At 66.7% G+C, this 17,685-nt stretch carries 14 protein-coding genes and 1 pseudogene; 9 read left to right on the top strand and 6 right to left on the bottom strand.

Translation table 11 applies throughout. The features are described 5' to 3' along the window. Positions 1-2: 2 nt before the first annotated feature. Positions 3-668 carry a response regulator gene (locus A9977_RS20370; protein ID WP_183026699.1) on the bottom strand — a complete coding sequence of 222 codons (666 nt, stop codon included), beginning with the start codon at positions 666-668 and terminating at the stop codon, positions 3-5. Between the two features lie 218 nt (positions 669-886). Between A9977_RS20370 and A9977_RS20365 the strand changes: the two genes are divergently transcribed. Beyond that, positions 887-1,468: a type 1 glutamine amidotransferase domain-containing protein gene (locus tag A9977_RS20365; RefSeq protein ID WP_183026698.1), complete on the top strand. Its 582-nt coding sequence runs from the start codon at positions 887-889 to the stop codon at positions 1,466-1,468. A 19-nt stretch (positions 1,469-1,487) separates the two neighbouring features. After that, positions 1,488-1,682 (top strand): hypothetical protein, encoded by a 195-nt coding sequence (locus tag A9977_RS20360; RefSeq protein ID WP_183026697.1) that lies wholly within the window; start codon positions 1,488-1,490, stop codon positions 1,680-1,682. A gap of 17 nt (positions 1,683-1,699) precedes the next feature. On the opposite strand, the gene A9977_RS20355 is transcribed toward A9977_RS20360, so the two are convergent. Then, entirely contained in the window at positions 1,700-2,716 is a 1,017-nt protein-coding gene (locus tag A9977_RS20355) for a tripartite tricarboxylate transporter substrate binding protein (protein WP_183026696.1), read from the bottom strand. A gap of 419 nt (positions 2,717-3,135) precedes the next feature. Here A9977_RS20355 and A9977_RS34380 point away from each other — a divergent pair. The 7 genes and pseudogenes from A9977_RS34380 to A9977_RS20320 form a co-directional block, all read left to right on the top strand. Further along, positions 3,136-4,332, top strand: a pseudogene (locus A9977_RS34380) (filamentous hemagglutinin N-terminal domain-containing protein); the annotation flags it as partial. A gap of 597 nt (positions 4,333-4,929) precedes the next feature. Further along, positions 4,930-8,772 (top strand): DUF637 domain-containing protein, encoded by a 3,843-nt coding sequence (locus A9977_RS20345; RefSeq protein ID WP_220811941.1) that lies wholly within the window; start codon positions 4,930-4,932, stop codon positions 8,770-8,772. Further along, entirely contained in the window at positions 8,769-9,164 is a 396-nt protein-coding gene (locus A9977_RS20340; protein WP_183026693.1) for a DUF596 domain-containing protein, read from the top strand. Before A9977_RS20345 ends, A9977_RS20340 begins: the two co-directional genes overlap by 4 nt. Positions 9,165-9,454: 290 nt before the next feature. Beyond that, positions 9,455-9,739, top strand: coding sequence for a DUF637 domain-containing protein (locus A9977_RS34655; protein WP_183026692.1), 285 nt, complete (start codon positions 9,455-9,457; stop codon positions 9,737-9,739). A gap of 10 nt (positions 9,740-9,749) precedes the next feature. Further along, positions 9,750-10,121 (top strand): Imm8 family immunity protein, encoded by a 372-nt coding sequence (locus A9977_RS20330; protein WP_183026691.1) that lies wholly within the window; start codon positions 9,750-9,752, stop codon positions 10,119-10,121. 127 nt (positions 10,122-10,248) lie between these two features. After that, a complete protein-coding gene (locus tag A9977_RS20325; protein WP_183026690.1) occupies positions 10,249-10,455 on the top strand; it encodes a hypothetical protein in 207 nt (68 codons plus the stop codon). Between the two features lie 1,045 nt (positions 10,456-11,500). After that, positions 11,501-11,683, top strand: coding sequence for a hypothetical protein (locus A9977_RS20320; RefSeq protein ID WP_183026689.1), 183 nt, complete (start codon positions 11,501-11,503; stop codon positions 11,681-11,683). Between the two features lie 362 nt (positions 11,684-12,045). Here A9977_RS20320 and A9977_RS20315 read toward each other — a convergent pair whose 3' ends face one another. From A9977_RS20315 to A9977_RS20300, 4 genes are all read right to left on the bottom strand, one after another. Then, positions 12,046-13,041, bottom strand: coding sequence for a tripartite tricarboxylate transporter substrate binding protein (locus A9977_RS20315; protein ID WP_183026688.1), 996 nt, complete (start codon positions 13,039-13,041; stop codon positions 12,046-12,048). 501 nt (positions 13,042-13,542) lie between these two features. Beyond that, positions 13,543-14,898 (bottom strand): J domain-containing protein, encoded by a 1,356-nt coding sequence (locus A9977_RS20310; protein ID WP_183026687.1) that lies wholly within the window; start codon positions 14,896-14,898, stop codon positions 13,543-13,545. Next, positions 14,895-16,613: an Hsp70 family protein gene (locus A9977_RS20305; RefSeq protein ID WP_183026686.1), complete on the bottom strand. Its 1,719-nt coding sequence runs from the start codon at positions 16,611-16,613 to the stop codon at positions 14,895-14,897. The genes A9977_RS20310 and A9977_RS20305 overlap by 4 nt, the downstream gene beginning before the upstream one ends. 81 nt (positions 16,614-16,694) lie before the next feature. Continuing rightward, entirely contained in the window at positions 16,695-17,678 is a 984-nt protein-coding gene (locus A9977_RS20300; protein ID WP_183026685.1) for an ABC transporter substrate-binding protein, read from the bottom strand. Positions 17,679-17,685: the final 7 nt, after the last annotated feature.

Below are 17,685 nucleotides of genomic sequence, written 5' to 3'. Positions count from 1 at the left end.
ACCTAGCTCGCTTCCAGCGCGTAGCCCAGCCCGCGCATCGTGACGATGCGCACGGCGCTGCCTTCGAGCCGCTTGCGCAGCCGATGCACGATTACCTCGACGGCTTCGGGATGAATGTCTTCCTCGTCGGAGAACACGCGGTCGAGGATCTGCTGCTTCGACACCGGCTCGCCGCTGCGCTGGGCCAGCACCCGCAGCACCGACAGCTCGCGCGGCGGCAACGCGAGCACCTCGCCGTCGAGCTGGAACTGCCGCCTGATGCCGTCGAACACCAGCGGTCCGCAGGCCAGCCGCGGATGCTCGATGCCGCGCGCGCGGCGCACCAGCGCATGCAGCCGCGCCTCGAGCTCGGCCAGCTGGAAGGGCTTGGCCAGGAAGTCGTCGGCCCCGGCATTGAGCGAGCCCACGCGTTCGGCCAGCGAATCGCGCGCCGTGAGGATCAGCGCGGGCAGGCGCTGGTCGCGCTTGCGCAGCCGCTCGAGCACGGTGTGGCCGTCCATGCCGGGCAGGCCCAGGTCGAGCACCACCGCATCGTGGTCGCGGGCCTGCAGGGCCTGGTCGGCGAGCCGGCCGTCGTCGACCCATTCGACCTGGATGCCCGCGCGCTCGAGCGCGCGGCTGAGCCAGGTGCCGAGGCTGTGTTCGTCTTCCGCGAGCAGGATGCGCATGGCGCGATGCTAGCGTTGCCGCGGAGGCGATCGCAACGCTGCAAACCCGCGTCGCGCGGGTCTGCCGCCGGCCGCCTTGCGGCAACACCCCCGCCGTCGAACCGTCCGACACGGATGCCGCCCCTGCGCCGATACGGCGCGCGCGGTGGCGGGGTAGCTTGAAGGCTTGGACATTCGATTCAACCCACTTCAGTTCCACTCGACAAGGAAGGTGCTTCATGAGCGCAACGACCACCCCCCACCCGTCCCTCGACGGCCTCAAGGTCGCGATCCTGGTGACCGACGGCTTCGAACAGGTCGAGATGACCGACCCGCGCCAGGCATTGATCGCAGCGGGTGCCGCAACCGCCATCGTCTCGCCGATGGACGGCAGCGTGCGCGGCTGGAAGCACCACGACCCGGCCGACACCTTCGAGGTCGACGTCGCGCTGAAGAACGCCAAGCCGGCCGACTACGACGCGCTGCTGCTCCCCGGCGGGGTCGTGAACCCCGACGCGCTACGCATCGACGAGCGCGCCATCGCCTTCGTCAAGGCCTTCGTGGACGCCGGCAAGCCCATCGCCGCGATCTGCCACGGGCCGTGGACGCTGATCGACGCCGGTGGGGTGCAGGGCAGGCAGGTGACCTCCTGGCCTTCGCTGCGCGTCGACCTCGAGAACGCGGGCGCCGAGTGGCGTGACCTGGAAGTGGTGGTGGCGCCCCAGCTGGTCACCAGCCGCAAGCCCGACGACCTGCCGGCCTTCGACCGCGAGATGGTCAAGCTCTTCGCCGCCGCCGGTACGCGCCCCGCGAAGGGTTGAGGGCCGGGCCGGAAGTCCGATGAAGCCCGTGAAGACGCCCGAAAAGTCAGGCGCGCCGCGCAAGAGCTCGCGGGCCAGCGAACGCCTCGATGCGCTGGACCGCCTGGAGGCGGCGTCCCTGTTGCGCACCGACGAGACTTTTCTGCGCTGCGGCGGGCCGCGCCCGATGAAGCCCCGGCGCCACATGGCGAAGAAGGGCCCACCGAAGCGATAGCGCGCGCCGCGACGACTTCAGTCGGGCTTGATGTTCGCGCGCGCGATCACCTTTTTCCAGCGTTCTTGCTCGATGGCGATGAACTTGGCGAACTCCTCGGGCTTGTCGCCCACGGATTCGGCCGCGTCGCCGCGCAGCCGCTCGATCACGGCCGAGGTCTTGGTCGCCTTCATCGTTTCCTGCGACAGCTTGGCGATGTGGGCGGCCGGCATGTTGGCCGGGGCCAGCATGCCGTACCACTGCGTCATCTCGAAGCCGGGGAAGCCCTGCTCGGCCACGGTCGGCACGTCGGGCAACTGGGGCAGGCGCTTGGCCGAGCCGGTGGCGATGCAGCGCACCTTGCCGGCCTTGATGAAGGGGATGATCGCGGCCGCGCCGATGGCCGAGGCCTCGAGCCGGCCCGAGAGCAGGTCGGTCAGCATGGGGCCGGTGCCGCGGTAGGGCACGTGCAGCATGAACACGCCCGAAGTGATCTTCAGGTATTCGAAGGCCAGGTGGCCCGCGCTGCCGTTGCCGGCCGAGCCGTAGCTGAGCTTGCCCGGATTCTTCTTCGCATAGGCGATGAACTCGGTCAGGTTCTTCGCCGGCACGTCGGGGTGCACCACGTAAAGGCTGGGCACCTTGGCCAGCAGGCTCACCGGCTTGAAGTCCTTGTTGGCGTCGTAGGGCAGCTTGTCGAAGATGTAGGGGTTGACGGCCAGCGTGCCGATGTGGCCCAGGATGATCGTGTGCTGGTCTTCGCTGCGCGCCACTTCCGACATCGCGATGTTGCCCGCCGCGCCGGGCTTGTTGTCGACGAACACGCTCTGGCCCAGGGTGTTCGACAGCTCGGCCGCGGTCGAGCGCGCCACGATCTCCGAACTGCCGCCGGGCGCGAAGGGCACGACGAAGCGGATCGACTTGCTGGGCCACGCCGGCTGCGCCAGCGAAGCCGCGGGCAGCACGCCGCCCAGGCCCAGGGCGCCGGCCATCTGGAGCAGGGTTCTGCGGGAAGGGTGCGTGGCTTCACCCACGCCGGGTGCGTTCTCGAACATATGTCGTGTCTCTGATTGTTGGAGGAGGAGCTGCCGATACTGCTTGAAGGAAGCTTTCAGAAGCCTGTCAGCCGCAGTCCGGTGACGCCACGCGACGCAAGGCATGCGTCGCAAGGTGTCGGCATGACGCCACATATGGCCAGCCTCGGCGTCATGTCGGGTGTGCACTACTTCCGCTAAATGCGGTGCTTCTGCCGTGAACACCAGGGTCGATCGGTCATTTCGGCAGTTGTTCATGTGAAGCCGCGCGGGCTGCGCTGAAAATCCCCTCGCATCGACCGCGCTTCCGCAGGGGATGGCGGATTCGATCGGCGTCGCGCTTCGTGTGTCACCACGGGCGCGTCGCTTCAAGCGGCAGTCGCCGACGTGTGGAAAGCGTCGCGCGACGGCCGATGTGTTTGCCAGGGAGAGAGAAAAAAATGAACAAGCGTTTGCATCGCATTGTCTTCAACGCCGCGCGCGGCCTGCGCATGGTGGTGCAGGAGAGCGCGCGCAGCACGGGCAAGGGCGCCAGCGGCGCGACCTCCGCGGCGGTGAGCGTGGGGGCGCTGGCCGCGGCCCTGATGAGCGCGCCGCTGCATGCCCAGATCGTGGCCGACCCTGGCGCCCCCGGGCGCCAGCGCCCGACCCTGCTCGCGGCCCCCAACGGCGTGCCCCTGGTCAACATCCAGACGCCCAGCGCCGCGGGCGTCTCGCGCAACACCTATTCCCAGTTCGACGTCAACGCCAAGGGCGTGATCCTCAACATCAGCCGCACCAACGCCCAGACCCAATTGGGCGGCTGGGTGCAGGGCAACCCCTGGCTCGCGGGCGGGGGCGCGCGCGTGATCCTCAACGAGGTGAACAGCGCCAATCCGAGCCAGCTGCGCGGATATGTCGAAGTCGCGGGCCAGCGCGCCGAAGTGATCATCGCCAACCCGGCGGGCATCCAGGTCAACGGCGGCGGCTTCCTCAACGCGAGCCGCGCGACGCTGACCACCGGCACGCCGCAGTTCAACGCCCACGGCGGGCTCGACAGCTTCCTGGTGCGCGGCGGCACGGTGAACATCGAGGGCACGGGCCTGGACGCCAGCAAGACCGACTACGCGGCCATCCTGGCACGGGCGGTGCAGCTCAATGCGGGGGTCTGGGCCAACGAGCTGAAGGTCGTGGCCGGCGCCAACCAGGTCACGGTGGACGGCAGTGCGCAGGCGCCGGTCGCGCCCACGGGCCCCACCCCGAGCTTCGCGCTCGACGTGGCGGCGCTGGGCGGCATGTACGCGGGCAAGATCACATTGATCGGCACCGAGGCCGGGCTGGGCGTGCGCAACGCGGGCCACATCGGCGCGGGGGTCGGGGGCCTGGTCGTCACCGCGGCGGGGCGGCTGGAGAACATCGGCAAGCATGGCGGCAGCATTTCGGCACGCCAGCGGCTGGACATCGGTGCGGGCCGCATCGAGAACCGCAACGGCGCGCTGATCTTCAGCGCCGGCGACCTCGCGATCGGTGGTGCGCTCGACGCCGATCGCCACGCCACCGGCCGGACCGGCGAACTGAGCAACCACGCCGCCACCATCGAGGCCCTGGGCCGGGTCGACATCGGCGCGACGCAACTCCACAACACCAACGGCGGCGTGACCTGGACGATGGAACAGGGCCCCCGCACCCACGTGGTCGAGTACGCGGTGCCGGGCAGCGCGCAGCGCTGGAAGGCCGAAGACGTGCTGTTCATCCTCGGCGGCTACACGGGCATCGCCAACAGCGCCTTCACCACCATCGCGGCGCCCAGCCCCTATGTGCCGGGCGACAACCCCGACTACCGGCTGCTGCTGACCTCGCCGGACTACCCGCTGGCGAAGTTCAGGCCCTACTACGCAAAGAGCCCGCAAAACAGCGCCGACGCGAGCTATGTCCAATGCTTTGGCGGCGACAGCGACTACTGCGAGACCGTCAAGCAACCGGGCGCGTGGTACGGCATCGGCGACCCCATCTGGGCCGACTTCGGCGTGACGCCGCCGGCGGTCGAGTTGCCTGCTGGCCATCCGGCGCGGATCGATCCGAACATCATCGTCGGGCAGGCAGGCATCGTCGTCCAGGTGGGCGATCCCGGCGGCATGGTGGACGTGCTGCAGCCCTTCGACCACCCCGTGACCCAGGCCGAGTACGACCAGTGGCAGGCCTATCGCTAGGCCCACCGGCAGCTCGACGAGGCCACGGAAAAGTTCGTGCGCACCATGACCGGCAGCCTCGGCAAGCCCGGACGCATCTACAACACCTACGACGCCTGGGACTACGACCTGCAGACGCAGACCCCGGTGCTCCGGAGTTCGGCGCCGGGCAAGATCCTGGCGGGCGGTGCGATGCACATCGACGTGGGGCAGGGCCGCAACGAGATGAGCCAGATCCTGGCCGGCGGCGAATTGAAGGTGACCGGCGGCACCGTCAAGGACATCGGCCAGGAGGTCGATGCGCCGACGACGCGCACCGGGACCACCGTCCACAGCTACATCAAAACGCATACCTTCGACAGCGACGAGCGCCTCTACGACAAGGCCGCCTACAACCTGTCGGAGCCGGGCACCGTGACCCTGGCGGCGGCGCGCCAGAAAGGCTTCACCGCGGTGAACGGCGAGGGCGAGCTGCCCGGACCCGTCGCCACCGGTGCGGCCGCCCAGGGCGCCACCGGCGGTGGCAGCGTGAACGCCAACACCCGCACCGCGCCGATCGTCGAGGTGCCGCAGGCGCCGGGTGCATCAGGCGGCAAACCCGTGTCGGTCCGCACCGGCACGCCGCCGCTGGGCCTGCCCACCGCGAGTCTGTTCCGCACGGGCAACGACGGCCGCTACCTGGTCGAGACCGATCCGCGCTTCGCGGGCTATCGCCAATGGCTGAGCAGCGACTACCTGTTCAACGCCCTGGGCCTGGACCCGAACAGCACCCTCAAGCGCCTGGGCGACGGCTTCTACGAGCAGAAACTGATCCGCGAGCAGATCGCGCAGCTCACCGGCTACCGTTATCTCGAAGGCTTCGGCGACGACGAGGCGCAGTACACCGCCCTGATGAACGCCGGCGCCACCTTCGCCCAGCAGTACGGCCTGCGCCCCGGCATCGCGCTGAGCGCGGCGCAGATGGCGCAGCTCACCAGCGACATCGTCTGGCTGGTCGAACAGACCGTGATCCTGCCCGACGGCAGCAGCCAGCGCGTGCTGGTGCCGCAGGTCTACGTGCGCGTGAGGCCTGGCGACATCGACGGCAGCGGTGCACTGCTCTCGGGTGCGAGCGTGGACGTCCAGCTCAGCGGCGACCTCACCAACAGCGCCGGCACCGTGGCCGGCCGCCACACGGTGCGCCTGAATGCCGACAACCTGAACAACCTGGGCGGACGCATCACCGGCCACGACGTGGGCATCACCACCCGCAACGACCTCAACAACATCGGCGGCACCATCGATGCGGTGAGCCACCTCAAGCTCGACGTGGGCCGCGACCTCAACGTGGCCACCACCACGCGCGGCGCCACCAGCAGCACCGGTGCTGCCGGTGACCCGCGCGGCGTGAAGCTCGGCGCGGTCGCCATCGACCGTGTCGCGGGCCTCTACGTCACCGGCGAAGGCGGCCTGCTCGAAGCCGATGTGGGCCGCGACGCCAACTTCGCGGGCGCGCAGGTGCGCAGCGCGGGCGACATGCGCGTGCATGCGCAGGGCCGCATCGACCTCGGCACCGTGACCACGGGCCGCGAGGAAGACATCCGCTGGAACGGCAAGATGAGCCGCCACACGCTGGAGAGCACCGAGACCGGCACCACGATCTCCGCGGCGGGCGACGCGCGGCTGCGTGCCGAGGGCGACCTCAGCGGCCGTGCGGCGACGCTCGAAGCGGGCGACATCCTGCGCCTGAGCGCGGGCAAGCGACTCACCCTGGTCGCCGGAGAAAACCAGCGCAGCGCCGAGACCCGACACGCCACCAAGAGCGGCCTGGAGCACTACAGCCTGGACGCGAGCAGCCAGCAGGTGACGCTGGCGCGCACCGAACTGTCGGCGCGGCACATCGAGCTGCAAAGCGGCGAGAACACCGTGCTGGGCGCGGCCGACGTCAAGGCCGACACGCTGGACATCCAGGCCAGCGGCAAGCTGGTCTTCCAGGCCCAGCACAGCACCGACAGCGCGAGCTACCAGGAAGCCAAGGGCGACGCGGCCTGGGTGTCGGCCTCGGGCAAGGGCCATGTGGACGAGACCACGGAGTACAGCCGGTTCAACGTGGGGAAGCTGACGGTCGATGCGAAGGGGGGCGTCGAGGTGCAGATCGGCGGCAAGGACACTCCTGCCTCCTTGGCGCGGCAACCCGGCATGGGCTGGGTCGACCAACTCGTCAACGATCCGGCGCTGGCGGGCAAGGTGGACTGGCAGCGCGTGCAGGAGGCGCACGACAAGTGGCAGTACCGGCAGACGGGACTGGGGCCGGTGAGCTCGGCGCTGATCATGCTGGTGGTCGCAGTCGCCACCGCAGGCGCTGGCACGGCGGCGGCAGGCACTGCGGGCACGGCCGCCACCGGCACCACCGCGGCCACGGCCGGGACGGGTCTGGCCGGCACGCTGGGCCTGTCCCAGGGCGCGACAACGATCCTCGCCGGGGCCTTGCAAGGCGGCATCACGACCCTGGTCGGGCAGGCCACGGTCTCGTTCATGAACAACGGCGGCGACCTGGGCAAGGTCTTCGACGAACTCGGCAGCAGCGCGAGCGTGAAGAGCCTGCTCACCGCCATGGCCACGGGCGGTGCCCTGGCCGGGCTGAACATGGACCCGAATGGCTTCCCCACCGTGAACGGTGGGAAGCAGCTATTCATGGACCAGCTCACGCAGAACGTGAAAGCCGGTGCTGCGTCGGCATTGATCAAGACCGCCCTCGAAGGCGGCAGCCTGGAAGACAACCTGGCGGCGGGGTTGAAGAGTGCGTTCCTGAGCACCGTGGCGGCACAACTGGCCAACGAGATCGGGGGCCTGGAGCTCGATGCCTTCGTCAACAAGATGGCCCATGCGATGGCCGGCTGTGCGGTGGGGGCCGCGAGCGCCGGCAGCAGCGCGGGTTGCGCGTCGGGTGCGCTCGGTGCGGCCGTTGGCGAGCTGGCCGCCGAGACCCTGGGGCGGCGCGAAGACACGGTGCAGGTGTCGGCGCTGATGGCCGGGCTGGCCGTTGCGCTCGCGGGCGGCGATGCGGGGCAAGTGAACCTGGCGGCGACGGCGGGGGGGAATGCGGCGGCAAACAACTACCTGAGCCACTCGCCGTTTGCCGGTGTGCGTGAAGTGGTGGCCAAGGAGAACGCTCGGCTCACTGCGCTGTGTGAGCCCAACTGCACAGCCGAGGATTTCAGGCGCATCGATCAACAGGCGGCTGCGGTGGAGCGTGCTGCCGATCTTGCGGAAGTGGCGAAGCGCGGTGTCATCACACCGGAGCAGGCGACACGATTGGCGCAGACGTTGCTGGAGCTTGTTCCCGTCTATGGCTCGGGCGAATCAGTACTCCAGCTGATCACCGGTCAAAGCAGTCTCACTGGCGAAGAGGCCAGTCGCATCTGGGCAGCAGTCGGCTTGGTGCCGATTGCGGGAGGGATGGTGCGCAAGGTGGGAGAGCCGGCGGTGGAGGCCTTGACATCAGCGCTGAAGGTTGTGGTCCAGCAGAAAGTTCTGTTGCAACAAGAAGAACGTATTGGAGAATTGGCGCAACTCTTCAGCCGGCAGACCAGCGCCAGTAGCGTGACCATCAGCGGCAAGAGCTATATCGCGACTATGGAGGGTAATTTGAATGGCACGACCAAGGTGTTCGATACAACGAGTATGTCGGCGGTGGAGCTTGAGCGGCAGGTCTTTACCTATGCAAGAGAACTAGCTGCCGGACAGCCGTTCAAGGCCGTTGATCAAGGTGTATGGACAGTGAAGCTCAGTGATGGTACGACGATCAATGTGCGCAGCATCTCCAGCAGCGGGGTTGGAAGATGGACGGTAGATATGAAAGACGTTGGTGCTCTGGAGAGTGCTGCAGGTAAGAAACCGGGAACAAATTTTGAGTTGAAGTTCAAATGACTCCAATAATTATCCAGGATCGTTATGACGAAATCGTTGGGAACGCAGAGACTCAAAGCCTGATGGGAGTCTGGACGCAGTTGCGGTATGACGGTCCGGAATTCGACCGGCGACGCGATGCCTTTTTATGGATTCTTGAGAGCCTCCTTCGCGAAGGCCGCATCAAGCTACACAAGAATGGCGTCTTTCTTTCAACCGAGATCGACGACCAAGTCGAGATGTTTCGATTAGCTTTTCCAGCGAGCGAGGAAGACGCGGACAAGCGATGCACCAAGCCCGGCTTTGAAGCTGCCTATGAAGGCTTCGGCATGAATGTTTGGTGGTTTCTGGATATTTGCCCCGCCGGTGTTGCGTGGCAGATGCCAGACGGTAGTTACCAGCTTGCAGATTGACGCACTTCTGAGACGCAGATCAGCACCAGGGTGTGGTCGTCGGCGGATTCGTTTCCAGCTTCGGCAGCTACCACGTTCGGCGACGGCTCTACGAACAGAAGCTCATCCGCGAACAGATCGCGCAGGTCAATGCGCTCTTAGTCGAAGCGCGACGCATGGCGGAGCCAGAAAAAAGCTCGTGATTAGCGAAGAATCGAAAACAACGCCAACGTTGATGGGAAGCGCACGACAAGTGGCAGTGCGGCCAGACCAGCCCTGAGGCCGGTGAGTTCGGCGCTGATCATGCTCTGGTGGTTGCAGTCGCCACCGCAGGCGCTGGCACGGCGGCGGCGGGCACTGCGGGCACGGCCGCCACCGGCACCACCGCGGCCACGGCCGGGACGGGTCTGGCCGGCACGCTGGGCCTGTCCCAGGGCGCGACAACGATCCTCGCCGGGGCCTTGCAGGGCGGCATCACGACCCTGGTCGGGCAGGCCACGGTCTCGTTCATGAACAACGGCGGCGACTTGGGCAAGGTCTTCGACGAACTCGGCAACAGCGCGAGCGTGAAGAGCCTGCTCACCACCATGGCATAAAGGGGAAATAATGAAGCCGATATTGAAATCGATAATATCGAGCAATGTTGATTTAACGAGTTATGTTCCAGATGATGCGGCCTTTCGTGTCTTGTTTGAATTGGAAATTGGGCCCGAAGACAGTGTGGGCATGGATATTTTTCAACTCGAGGTATGTTCTTTGAAATGGTTATGGACAAATCGATCTCGCAACATTGATTTTGATTCAATTTCGTGGGGGAGTCGCCCGACCTTAATTGTGGTCGACTATTTTTTTGAGGCGATCATTCTTTTCATTGAAAATTATTTGAGCGAGATTGAAGGAGATTCTTGGGTTGAGGTTGCAGGGGAAATAAACAACCGTCTTGCCTGGGAGTTTGATGGGTATCGAGAAAGTATTTGAAAAAATATTCCGCCCGCGATGTGGCGACTGCAATGGCGATGCTGGGGGGCGGTTTAAAGGTTTTGAATTTGAGTGCTGAATATTTCGGTGCTGATCTAGCAGTTGAATTGGCCATTGGGAGTGGAAAATGGATCAAAAAGAGCCGGCTTGGGTGTTTAAGGGGAAAACGATACGAAATCTCATAGAAGAGCTTCAATCGTTTGATAACCAGGAGTTGGAAGTGCGTATTTCTGTTGACGCTGGTGATTCTCATCATGCAATAAGTATGTTGCGGAAGCAGCGAGAGTATTGCGTATTGACTAGTTTTGTGGACTTTTATGAAAAGAAAAAATGATCTGACGGAAGCGGATTTTTATTGGCTGTATGAAATCAAAGTATGCGCTGGAGAATAAGTGGATTTTGACCGCCTGCCTGAAGCTCCTTAGGCTTGGCCGATGAAATGCTTTCGATGGATGATCTGTTTCTTTGTTTGGAAATGTGAAGTCTTTAAATGGCAATCGAAGATTTCAAGGACTGCCAGTCCAGGCGTCTAAAAATGCCGGATGGCGGTTGTGTTATTTGTTTTTTCTTTAAAAATAACTCGAAGAGGGTAGAGGTGCAGGATGGAAATAGAAACGTCTTTCGCCTAGATTCCTAGGGGAGTGTTATTTAGCAGGTTGAGAGAATTGACCACCCCGGTACTAGTTGGGAACTGAAGTACAAGGAAGCACGGAAGCAGGGGCTGCCAGGGTGCATAGAGCCTTTTATCGCCTTTCGGCTTCGGTTATCCCATGGCACTACCTACCCGGACGGAATAGCTCCAGATGCGATGGATTGGATTCCTCGCAGCAGCGTGGAATTGGTCAACCTAGGATCCGGTATGCAGTGGTTTTCGTTAGACGTGGATATCGGCGTTGCAGTTGAGATCACGCTTCCTGGTAAGGCTTGGTAGCCGCCCGTAGGGGCCTGTGCAGCCGATCGGGGGCTGACGGCGTGCGTGAAACGCGGGAGTGGCCAGGGAGAATGGGGAACGCTCGGCTCACCGCGCTGTGAGCCCAACTGCACAGCCGAGAACTTCAGGCGCATCGATCCACAGGCGGCTGCGGGGAGCACGCTGCCGACTTGGCAGAAATGCGGGGCTTGACCGCATTCCTGAACGCCGCGACGGCACAGCGAGGGCCACACGCTGGAGAGCAGCGAGACCGGCACCACGATCTCCGCGTCAGGGGCCGAGAGCGACCTCAGCGGTCGTTCAGCGAAGCCCGAAGCGGGCGAGACGCTGCGCCTGAGCGCAGGCAAGCAACTCGGCCTGTCGCAAGGGGCGGGCACTATCCTCCTTGGCGCGTTGCAAGGTGGCATCGCCGTGCTGGCCGGACAAGTCACGGTTTCGTTCATGAACAATGGCGGCGACCTGGGCAAGGTCTTTGACAAACTGGGGCGCGCAGAACGTGAAAGCCGGGGCGGCTGCAGTTGCTCAAGACCGCCTCGAAGGCAGCAGCCTGGAAGCCAACCTGGCGACGGGCTTGACGAGCGCCTTCCTGAACACCATGGCGGCGCGACTGGCCAGCGAATCGGCGATCTGAAGCCCGATGCCCTCGGCAGCAAGCTGGCCCATGTGACGGCTGGCTGTGCGGTGGAGCCGCGAGCACCGGCAGCAGTGCGGCTTGCGCGTCGGGTGCGCTCGGCGCGGCCGGCGGCGAGCTGGCCGCCGAGACACTGGGGCGCCGCGACGACACGGTGCAGCTGGCGGCGCTGATGACCGGGCTGGCCATTGCGCTTGCGGAGGCGATGGGGCGCAGGTGGACCTGGCGGCGAACAACTGTTTAAACCCTGCGCGTGCCGGCCAAACACGCGACGAACGCGACAGCGGTTGCTTCAGGGGCGCATGGAACGCAAGGTCCCGCCTTGGGGAAATGCCATACCTTCGGCTGCGCCCGGCCGAGTGTCAATCCTCCAGCCGAATCCCTGTCCTCTCGATCACCTGCTTCCAGGTCTGCGCATCCTCGCGCAGCACCACCGAGAACTCCGCCGCCGTGCTCCCCACCGGCTCGATGTTCATCTCCCGCATCTTCTTCTGCACTTCGGGCCTGGCAATGATCGCGGCCACCGTGGTCGACATCTTGTCGATGCGGGCCTGCGGTGTGCCGGCGGGCAGGAACAGGCCGATCCAGGCGTAGGGCTCGAAACCTGCGTAGCCGGCCTGCTGGAAGGTGGGCACCTGGGGCAGGGCATCGGAGCGGCGCGTGCCGAGGGCTGCGAGCGCGCGCAGCTTGCCGCTTTGCAGGTAGGGCAGCGCGGTGCCGGTGTCGAGCACCGCGACGCGGATGTGGCCGCCGAGCAGGTCCGTCACCATCGGTGCCGCACCCTTGTAGGGGGCATGCGGCATGTCGACGCCGGCTTCCTTCTTGAACAGCTCGCCATAAATGTGCGAGGTGGTCGCGACGCCGGTCGAGCCGTAGGCGTGCTTGCCGGGTTCGGCCTTGAGCACCGTGACGAATTCCTGCAGCGTGGTGGCGGGGAAGTCGGGTGTTACGACCAGGGCCGAGGTCGACATGCCGATCTGCGAGACCGCCGCGAAATCCTTCACGGCGTCGTAGGGCAGGCTACGCCGCAGTGCCGGCATCTGCACGTGGGTGGTGATGGTGAAGAGGGCCGTGTGGCCGTCCTTGGGGGCGCGGGCCACGGCCGTGGCGCCGATGGTGCCGCTGGCGCCCGCACGGTTGTCGACCACCACGGGCTTGCCCCAGGCCGTGCCCAGTTCCTGCGCGACCAGGCGCGCGATGCTGTCGGTGATGCCGCCGGTGGGGAAGGGCACCAGGAGCGTGACCCCCTGCGTGGGGTAGTCGGCGGCGGGGGCCTGCGCGGCCGCGGGCAGGGCGGTGAAGGTGATGAGCGTGCCAAGTGCCAATCCCAGGAGCAGGGTGAGCGAGCGGTGTGCCATCGGGGGTGGGGCGAAATCGATGCTTTCCGGAATGAAATCGCCTCCCGCTCCGCACGGACAGACAGCGTCGCTGAGCCACCGCATTGCGCTTCCGTTGCTTGATCTATTCCTTGGTGCCAAGCCCATCATGATTCACTCGCTGAAAATCCCGAGCCTATGGAAAAGCCCGCGACATCCGCTATCGGATCAACAAGAGAAATAAATCTTTCGAATTATTTGTGTCCGCGAAAATTTTCTTTCAATAGAATTTTTTCGGATATGAATATCAGGAAAACGCTTTTGTGAGCCGCTTCTCATTGGCGGCAAGCATGGGCTTGAGGCCCGTCACGCTGTCAGCGCAGCTGAGGCATGAAAAACCATCAAAGAACTGAAGATGGGGCGATGCCGGCGGCATCCACCGTCAGCGCCGAAGGCGACGGCGTGGCGCAAGACGACCCGCACCGCCGGCCGCCCGCGGCTTGCAGGCAAGGCCGGCCAAGTCCGCACTGCGTGAACGTGCGCTTATTTCCCCGCCGCGTCGAGCTTCAAACAGCGCCGCGCTTCCTCGGCCCGTCCGGCCCCCAGCGCCGCGGCGCGTTCGGCGCGCAGGCAGGCCATCAGCGTGTCGTCCTTGCGTGACCACAGGCCCTTGTCCTGGCAGCGGATGGCGCGCGTGGCAAGCAGGGCCACGGCGTCGCTGTCGTCGACCTGCAGCCAGTTGGACTCGTGCACGAATTCCTCGGCGCTCTCGCAGCTGTCGCGGGTCACGGCGCCGGTGAATTCGTAGGCCAGCACCGCTTCGGGCGTGGCGGGCGGCGCGCCGATGCCGGTCTGGCCCTGCGCCGCGGCCACGGCGGGCGGCGCGTGGCTGCCGAGCAGGCGGTTCATCACGCCCGAGAGCACGGCCGTGGCCAGCATCAGCACGAACAGGCCGCCGAGGACGGTGCTGGCCGTCTTGCGCCGGGTGCCGAAGTAGCGGGCCTTGCGCTCGGCCTGGCGCGCCCAGCGCGGCGCAAGCTTCGCATGCACCGCCTGCCATGCCGGCAGATGGGCGTGGCCTTGCGCGTCGAGGTGCAGCGCGAACCAGTCGGGGAAATCGCTGGCCAGGTGCTCGAGCACCTCGGCGAAGCTGCGCACCTGCTCCGCCTGCGGCGAGGGCACGCGCGCGACCGTGGCCAGCGCCTGCTGCTGCAGCGCGATCGCCGCCGGCGTCTGCGCCTGCCATTGCAGGCCCTGGTTGATCACGCGGGAGATCCACTGCGCGGCCTGGGTGCTGGCGATCGGCCGGGCGTTGCGGTCGGTCCAGTGGAAGCGCCGGGCCGCGGCGTCGAACAGCACGGCACGGCCGGCCGGGTCGTCGTGCAGCAGGTCGGCGATGCGGGCTTCGAGCTGCGCATGGCTGTCGAGGTGCAGCAGCCGCGGGTCGGTCAGGGCGTTCTCGAGCAGGGCCGCGATGGCGCCGGGGGTCGCGTCGCGCAGTTGCGTGCACCAGTGCTGCAGGGCCTGGCGGGCCTCGTCGGGGCGCTGCGGTGGAGGCACGGGCGCCGCAGGCGCCTGGGCGGGCGGCGCTGCGAACGGCACGGGCGCGGCCGGCTCGTCGGTGTCGGCGGGCGCCTCGTCTTCCCGATCCTCGCCGTCCTCCTCGTCGCCTTCTTCCTCTTCTTCGTCTTCGTCTTCGTCTTCGTCTTCGTCTTCCTCGTCCGCGCGCGCGGCCCAGGCCTGCGCCTGCTCGTAGGCCTGGCGCAGCCGCTCGAAGGCCTCGCGCTCGCTGGCCTGGTCGATGGCCTTGAGCGCCACGGCATAGGCGCGCTTGATGGTCTTGATGTCGCGGGTCGGCGCGATGCCGAGGCGCTCGAAGGCGTCGGTCACGGCGCTCAAAACACGAAGTCCGGGTCGAAGTGGCTGTCGCGTTCGAAGAAGCCGATGGCCTTGCGCAGCCGCTCGCGCGCCGGGCGGATCTGCCGTTCGTCCTGCGATTCCAGCGTGAGCTCGAAGCGTGAGATCTCGTCGCCCAGCCGCTCACGCGCATCGGCGCGCAGCTGCTGGAACACGCGCTCGGCCTGTGCCACCAGCGCCCGGTTCTCGGCCTTGTCGCGCGGGTGGATCTTGAGCTCGGCCAGCTGCGCGAGCCGTGCCGCGATCTCCAGCTCGCTCAGCACGCCGCTGTTGCCCTGGATCACCAGCCGGTGCACCTCCTGCGTGGCCAGCACCGTGGCCTCGACCTCCAGCAGGCCGTTCACGTCGTAGGTGAAGCGCACCTCGACGTTGGCCTCGGCGCGCGGTGCGCGGGGCAGCGGCACCTCGAGCGTGCCCAGCTTGATGTTGTCGCGCACCAGCCGCGCCTCGCCCTGGAAGATCTCGAGGCTCAGGATGCGCTGGCCCTCGCTGACCGGGATGTAGCGCTTGACGCGGCTGGCCGGCACCACGGTGTTGCGTTCGATGATGGGCGAGAAGTAGCCGTCGACCTCGCCGCCGCCGGGCATGCGGTGCACGGTCTCGACGCCCAGGGTGTAGGGACAGACGTCGGTCATCACCACTTCCTTGAGCGCCGCGTCGCGCGCCTTCAGGCCGGCCATCACGGCCGCGCCCAGCGCCACCACCTCGTCGGGGTTGATGTCCATCGCGGGGAAGCGGCCGAACATGCGCGTGACCATCTGGCGCACGATGGGCGAGCGGGTCGCGCCGCCGGCCAGGACCACGTTGTCGATCTCGCCGGCGCGGATGCTGGCGTCGCGCAGCGCACGCTCCACCGGCGCGCGCAGCCGGGCCAGCAGCGGCTCGCTGATCGCGCGGAAGCGCTCCTGCGTCAGCACCAGCGTGTGCTCGCGCTCCTGCCAGTGGAGCGCGAGGGTGGCGCTCTCGTGGTCCGACAGCGCGCGCTTGGCGACTTCGGCGCGTGCGACGAGTTGCTGCATGAAGCCGCCGTCGGCACGCGCGGTCTCGGGCAGGCCGGTCTCGGCGAAGAAGAGCTGCACGATCTCGTTGACGAAGTCCTCGCCGCCCAGGAAGTTGTCGCCGGCGGTGGCACGCACCTCCATCACGCCCTCGAACATCTCGAGGATCGAGACGTCGAAGGTGCCGCCACCCAAGTCGAACACCAGGAACTGGGTCGCGTCCTCGTCCTGGTGCAGGCCGTAGGCCAGCGCGGCGGCCGTGGGTTCGTTCACCAGCCGCTCCACCTGCAGTCCGGCGAGCTGGCCCGCGATGCGCGTGGCCTTGCGCTGGCTGTCGGAGAAGTAGGCCGGCACGGTGATCACGGCCTCGGTCACGGGCTCGCCCAGCATGGCTTCGGCGTCGGCCTTGAGCGAGCGTAGCACCAGCGACGAGAGTTCCTCGGCGCGGAAGCCGCGCGCGCCGAGCTGGAAGCTCTTGTCGCTGCCCATGTAGCGCTTGAACAGCGCGGCGGTGCGTTCGGGATGCGTCTGCAGCCGGTCGCGCGCGGCCTGGCCGACCAGCACGCTGCCGTCTTCGTCGATGCTCACGCAGGAAGGCGTGAGGTAGGCGCCCAGCGCGTTCACCACCAGGTGGGGGCGGCCGTCCTTCCAGACGGCGGCCAGGCTGTGCGTGGTGCCCAGGTCGATGCCGATGATCATCGGTGTGGTCCTCGTGTGCGCCAAGGTGGCAAGGGCCACCATGATGCCGCACGCGCGTGGCGGGCCCGGGCCGCGCCGTGATCAGGCGTCGCTGACGCGCCAGTCGTCGAGCGAGAAGTCCTTGTCGATCAGCTTCTCGCTCAAGAGGAAGCGCTTGACCTCGCCCAGCAGCGCCACGCCCTCGGCCGGGTAGGCCACTTCGGGAAACTGCGACAGCGGATGCGAGATCTTCACCACCTCGAGCGGGAAGCCGCTGACCTCGGCATGGAAGTCGAAGTAGGCATCGCTGCGACGGTGGATGTCCTGCAGCGCGGTGCGGCGCGCCCGGGTCCAGGCCGCGGGCAGGCCGGGCGCGGCGGCCAGTGTCTTCTGCGAGGCGACGATCACCTGCGTGCCGCGCAGCGTCGGATGCTGGTCGGCCTGGTCGATCACCGGGTAGCCGCGCGAGGCCAGCAGCGGGCCGACGTCGGTCTGCGCCGCGAAGGCCGCGATCGAGCCGCGGTCGAGCGCGGCCTCGCCGTCGCGCGGGAACATGTGGATCACCTTGACCGACTTCTGCAGGCCGTGCTCCTTGAGCAGGCCCAGCACGTAGCGGTGCATGTAGGAGCCGCGCGCCATGCCGATGGTCTGGCCTTCGAGTTCCTTCACGCTGCGTACGCCGCCGCGCGGCGTGAGCAGCCAGACGTTCATGCCCACGGTGTCGAAGCCGATCAGCCTGGCGTCGAAGCCGCGGGCGCGCGCGACCACGGCCGGCGTGTCGCCGTAGATGCCCACGTCGAGCGCGCCCGAGAGGAAGGCCTCGTTGAGGTCGGGCCCGTTGGGGAAGTTGCGCGTGACGATCTCGCGGATGCCCAGCGGCGCCAGTTCCTTCTGCAGGCCGCCTTCGCGCAGCGCCCAGCCGGTGGCGGCCGCGGGCTTCTTGCTGGGGCCGATGTAGCCCAGGCGCAGCACGCCGTTCGTGGCCTGGGCCTGGGCGATCGCGAAGCCGGGCAGGGTGCTGGCCGCGGCGGCGCCGAGCGCGCCCTGGAGCAGGCGGCGGCGGGTGGGGGAGCGCAGGTGGGACATGGCGGAT

The sequence above is a fragment of the Variovorax sp. UMC13 genome, from assembly GCF_014170375.1.
Taxonomy (GTDB): domain Bacteria; phylum Pseudomonadota; class Gammaproteobacteria; order Burkholderiales; family Burkholderiaceae_C; genus Variovorax.
Note: the sequence above shows the minus strand (reverse complement) of the source record. Positions and strands in the feature narration are given on the sequence as shown.